Source organism: Actinomadura soli (assembly GCF_005889715.1).
Lineage (GTDB): Bacteria > Actinomycetota > Actinomycetes > Streptosporangiales > Streptosporangiaceae > Spirillospora > Spirillospora soli.
This window is the reverse complement of record NZ_VCKW01000447.1, coordinates 1-3,973: the sequence shown is the minus strand read 5'-3', so window position 1 is coordinate 3,973 and position 3,973 is coordinate 1. Positions and strand designations below refer to the sequence as shown.

The window sequence follows — 3,973 nt, the reverse complement described above, 5'->3', positions numbered from 1 at the left end:
CCCCGGCGGCGAACTCGGCCGCGGCCGCGGCGGCCCCCGCTGCATGACCTGCCCGCTCCACCGCGACGGGACGACGAAGTGACCGTCCTGCGCTAGGCCGGTCGCCAACGAACCACCCCGCGGGTGACGCGCACACGCCCACGCCAACAGGCGTCAGAGGCTCCAGAGGTGAGGCCGCGGCTTCTGCGGGCATCGTCTCCTTGGCGTCGGCTCACCACCCAGCGCGTCCACACGGCCCGTCATATGGTGTGCCCAACCCACGATCGGAGGGCCGATGGGCAACGAACTTCAGCGCCTGGACCCGGCCACCTGCCTGACATTGATCCAGCGCGCGCCGGTGGGCCGGATCGCCTGGGCCCAGGACGACGGCACGGTCACCGTCCTGCCGGTCAATTTCGTCCTGGACGGCGAGGACCTGGTCTTCACCACCGCCCCCGGCGCCAAACTCGACGCCGTCCGCGCCGGACGCCCGCTCACCTTCGAAGCCGACGACCTGGAACCGGCTCTCAAGACCGCCTGGAGCGTCCTCCTCACCGGCCCAGCCGAGATCATCACCGACCCCGGCGAGGCCGAGCGCCTGCGGACCCTGCCGCTCACCCCGTGGATCCGCTCCCACGACACGGTCTTCATACGGCTGACACCCCGCGAGGTCACAGGCCGCCGCATCCCCTTGCACGCCGGCGGAGTGACCACCGAACGCATCGACCCCACCGACTGATCCGCTTGCCCCGCACCGCGACCGCCCGATGCCTCCCGGCCGCACCGCACATGATCCAGACGGGCCACCCGGACCAGGCAAGGGGCCCTGCGTTCAGGACCTTGGTCCCTAACGCTCTGTACCTCTGACGCCCCACTCTGGAGATATGCAGCTCGACCAGAGCGGCCTGGAGATCCTGGACAAGGACGAGTGCCGCGACCTCCTCAGACGCGCCACGATCGGACGGATCGTCTTCACTCACCAGGCGCTCCCCGCCATTCAGCCGGTCAACTTCGTCCTCAGCCGCGGCGACATCGTGATCAGGACGTCCCGGACGTCCAGGCTCGCCACGGCCGCCGCCGACACCATCGTCGCCTTCGAGATCGACGAGTTCGATACCACAGTGCGAACAGGCTGGTCAGTAGTGGTCATCGGCCACACTCAGGGCGTCACCGACCCCTCCGATATCGCCATTCTGGAGGCCCTGCCCCTGGTCAGCTGGGCCCCAGGCGAACGCGACACCTTCATCCGCATCCGCCCCGAGCTCATCACCGGCCGCCGCGTCCACAGCACCATCGAATCCGAGGCCACGCGATGAGATGCGCGAACCTTGCAGATGCAGCTCACATCTCGTCCTGGCCCTAGACGTCGTCAAGTTCGCCGCGGAACGTTGTCCTCGCCGGTCGATGCCGGCGATGCGACGGCCCCCACGGCCCGCCGCGGAGCAGGAGGCAACCCCAGCGGGTGGGACCTGCCTATCGCCCACCGCACTGCAGGATGGTCATCGCAGCTCCGCTTGTGCTACTGGCTTCGGGCGTCGTGCCGCTCGTCTCCTACGACAGAGAAGCATCGTTCACCGGGTTCACATCGGAGAGTTCCAGCAGCCGTGTCTGGGTCGCCTCAAGCCGTTCCACGACGAGTTCGGCGAAGCGGCGCGTCAGCTCATAGCCCAGCGATGGGTCCACCGCACAGAGCGTCCGGACCAAGCGTCCATCGAGCTCGATCGCTTGGACCGGCGTTGCGGCGAATCCCCCGAGCCGCCACCGGTAGGGGCGGAACAGCCACGACCAGCCCAGCACTGCGCCTGGACCGAAGGTCTCGATGACGACGGGCCCGCGGCCGGGCATTTGCAGGTCTACGGCCACGGTCCCGTCCCGGATGATCCAGAACCGTTCCGCCGGGTCGGACTCGTTGAAGATGCGCCGTCCCGCCGGAATCTGGGTGAACCGGGCCGCCTTGGCCAGCCTGGTCAAGTCGGCGGTTCTGACGTCGCTCAGGAACGGTTCGCGGGCCAGATCCGCCCCGGTCACAACGCCCATCTGACTCACTCCCTTCAAAGTCTCCAGCGTGCTCCGTTCAGGGGCCGGGCAGGCGCGCACCGGGCGCTTGCGGTGGCCCTGTGCCGTCACCCGATGAGGAGCGGCACTACGGCGACCGTGCACGGGGCGTGCTTGAGCAGCGCATCACTGGTCGCCCCTACGGTCAGCGTCTCTACCGCACCGGTGCCGCGGGCGCCCGTCACCGTCAGGTTGGCGTCCTGCGCGGCCTCGAGCAGCGTCTCCCGTGGCGACCTCAGCACCAGCGACGTCGTGGCGCGGACGTACGGGTACTTCACCCGCCAGGGCGCTACCGCCCGTTCCAGCAGGGCGCCGCACACGCGGCGCAGCTTGTCCTCGTCGCCGAACAGGGAAAGGTCTCCGTCCGGGGCCGCACCGGGCTCCCAGCAGCCGTACACCGCCCGCAGCCGCCAGCCGCGCAGCGCTGCTTCCTCGAACCCGAAGGCCAGCGCCGCGTCGGCGCCCGCCGAACCGTCCACCCCGACGACCACAAGCCCGTCACGCCGGGCCGCCGACCGCACCACCAAGACGGGTCGATCGGCCTGCGCCGGCACCCGCAGCGCGGTCGAGCCGACGGGCATCTCGTCGGGCTCATGCGAGCCGACCACGATCAGGTCGGCGTCGTGCCCCTCGTGTACCAGCGCCGGGCCAGCGCCGCCGTCGTGCAGCCGTTCGCGGACCGTCACGCTCGGCGCCAGTTCCCGTGCCAGGGCCACGCCGTGGTCGAGCAGGTGCTCGCCCATCCTGCGGACGATGGCCACGCCCTCGTAGTCGATGTAGCTGATCGGATATGGCCAGCGCCAGGCATGGCAGACCGTCAGCGGGAGGCGCCGTAGCCGCGCCTCCCCCACCGCCCACCGCAGGGCCCGCTCGCTCTCGCTCGTTCCGTCGTAGCCGACGACCACGTGGCTCATGACGTCCTCCCTGTCTCAGTCCGTTCCATACCACCGCCGGACCGTGTCCCCGTGGCAGGGCCGAACAGCCCTTCGCGCCGGGACCTTCGCCGGCGAGTCAGGTGGCTCTCGCCTCGGTCACGACCTCCAGGCCGATCCGCGGCGCGTCGAGGACGGAGTTGTGGACCGTGCAGCCCTCCGCCGCCCTCCGCATCCCTTCGGCGTCACCGCTCGCCAGCGGGACGGGAGGACGCAGCCGCAGCCCGATCCGGGACACCCGCGCCGGGGCGCCCGCGCTCATGGCGAAGTCGGCGGTGACCTCCAGTCCGTCTGCGGGAAGCCCGCGCCGCACCAGGTACCGCCGCGCGTAATGCGCCGCGCAGGCGGCCAGAGACGCCACGAACAACTCGACCGGTGTGGGTCCGACGTCCATGCCGCCTGCGGAGTACGGCTGGTCCACGAGGATCACATGGTCCCGGACGAGCACGGCGAACGCGTCGGTCTCGCGGTGGACCACTGTCATCTCACCCATCGGGCCACCTCCTGTGCTCCGATCTCTTGGCTCGCCTTCAGCGTCCCCTGCGAGGGTTCTCGCAGGTAAGAGCCAAAGGTCCCCGTCGGCACAGGTGATAGGTCACCGCCCGGAGCTCGCTCAGGGCGGCCACCCCGGCCACCCCGGCCACCGCCCGGCCCCGGCGGTCGCCCCAGCCCAGGCGGACCAGGGCCGAAGGTCCCGCCCCGCCGGGACGCTCGGCACTGACCCGGGGACCGGCCCGGCTGCGACGGTGGAAGTGACAAGGGAGGTCACCGATGTGGATCAAGCCCGAGCAGCGTTCCGTCGTCGTCGGGGTGGACGGTTCGCCCAACTCCATGGCCGCGTTGCGGCGCGCCGCGCGGGAGGCCGTCGAACGCCACGCGCGGCTGGACGTCGTCCGCGTCCTGGAACCCGATGGCGCACTCGGAACCCGCCCGCTGCGAACCGTACGGGAGTGGCTGAGGCTGCGCCGCCTGGCCGCGGACGCGCTCCCGCGCACCCAGCACCTCAG

The 3,973-nt window shown here is 70.8% G+C and carries 7 protein-coding genes; 4 read left to right on the top strand and 3 right to left on the bottom strand.

The annotated features are described in order from the left end of the window. The 3 genes from ETD83_RS46245 to ETD83_RS40260 all read left to right on the top strand — a co-directional run. On the top strand, positions 1 to 82 hold an 82-nt coding region (locus tag ETD83_RS46245; RefSeq protein ID WP_138650508.1), incomplete at its 5' end, for an arginine deiminase family protein. 192 nt (positions 83 to 274) lie between these two features. Then, positions 275 to 718, top strand: coding sequence for a pyridoxamine 5'-phosphate oxidase family protein (locus ETD83_RS40265; RefSeq protein WP_138650506.1), 444 nt, complete (start codon positions 275 to 277; stop codon positions 716 to 718). 145 nt (positions 719 to 863) lie between these two features. Continuing rightward, entirely contained in the window at positions 864 to 1,295 is a 432-nt protein-coding gene (locus ETD83_RS40260) for a pyridoxamine 5'-phosphate oxidase family protein (protein WP_138650505.1), read from the top strand. 235 nt (positions 1,296 to 1,530) lie between these two features. Here ETD83_RS40260 and ETD83_RS40255 read toward each other — a convergent pair whose 3' ends face one another. From ETD83_RS40255 to ETD83_RS40245, 3 genes are all read right to left on the bottom strand, one after another. After that, the gene (locus ETD83_RS40255) at positions 1,531 to 2,106 is read right to left on the bottom strand and encodes a cyclic nucleotide-binding domain-containing protein (RefSeq protein WP_205718164.1); all 576 of its coding nucleotides are present in this window, start codon (positions 2,104 to 2,106) and stop codon (positions 1,531 to 1,533) included. Continuing rightward, entirely contained in the window at positions 2,103 to 2,948 is an 846-nt protein-coding gene (locus ETD83_RS40250; protein WP_138650504.1) for a universal stress protein, read from the bottom strand. The genes ETD83_RS40255 and ETD83_RS40250 overlap by 4 nt, the downstream gene beginning before the upstream one ends. A gap of 97 nt (positions 2,949 to 3,045) precedes the next feature. Next, positions 3,046 to 3,459, bottom strand: coding sequence for an OsmC family protein (locus ETD83_RS40245; protein WP_138650503.1), 414 nt, complete (start codon positions 3,457 to 3,459; stop codon positions 3,046 to 3,048). A 278-nt stretch (positions 3,460 to 3,737) separates the two neighbouring features. Between ETD83_RS40245 and ETD83_RS40240 the strand changes: the two genes are divergently transcribed. Then, positions 3,738 to 3,973, top strand: a 236-nt coding sequence (locus ETD83_RS40240) for a universal stress protein (protein WP_205718163.1), incomplete at its 3' end; no start/stop codon positions are given.

What these genes read in the sequence shown, in the direction of transcription:
- ETD83_RS40260 (WP_138650505.1), top strand. Translation starts at nt 864, where the DNA reads ATGCAGCTCGACCAGAGCGGCCTGGAGATCCTGGACAAGGACGAGTGC.
- ETD83_RS40245 (WP_138650503.1), bottom strand. Translation starts at nt 3,459, where the DNA reads ATGGGTGAGATGACAGTGGTCCACCGCGAGACCGACGCGTTCGCCGTG.
- ETD83_RS40250 (WP_138650504.1), bottom strand. Translation starts at nt 2,948, where the DNA reads ATGAGCCACGTGGTCGTCGGCTACGACGGAACGAGCGAGAGCGAGCGG.
- ETD83_RS40265 (WP_138650506.1), top strand. Translation starts at nt 275, where the DNA reads ATGGGCAACGAACTTCAGCGCCTGGACCCGGCCACCTGCCTGACATTG.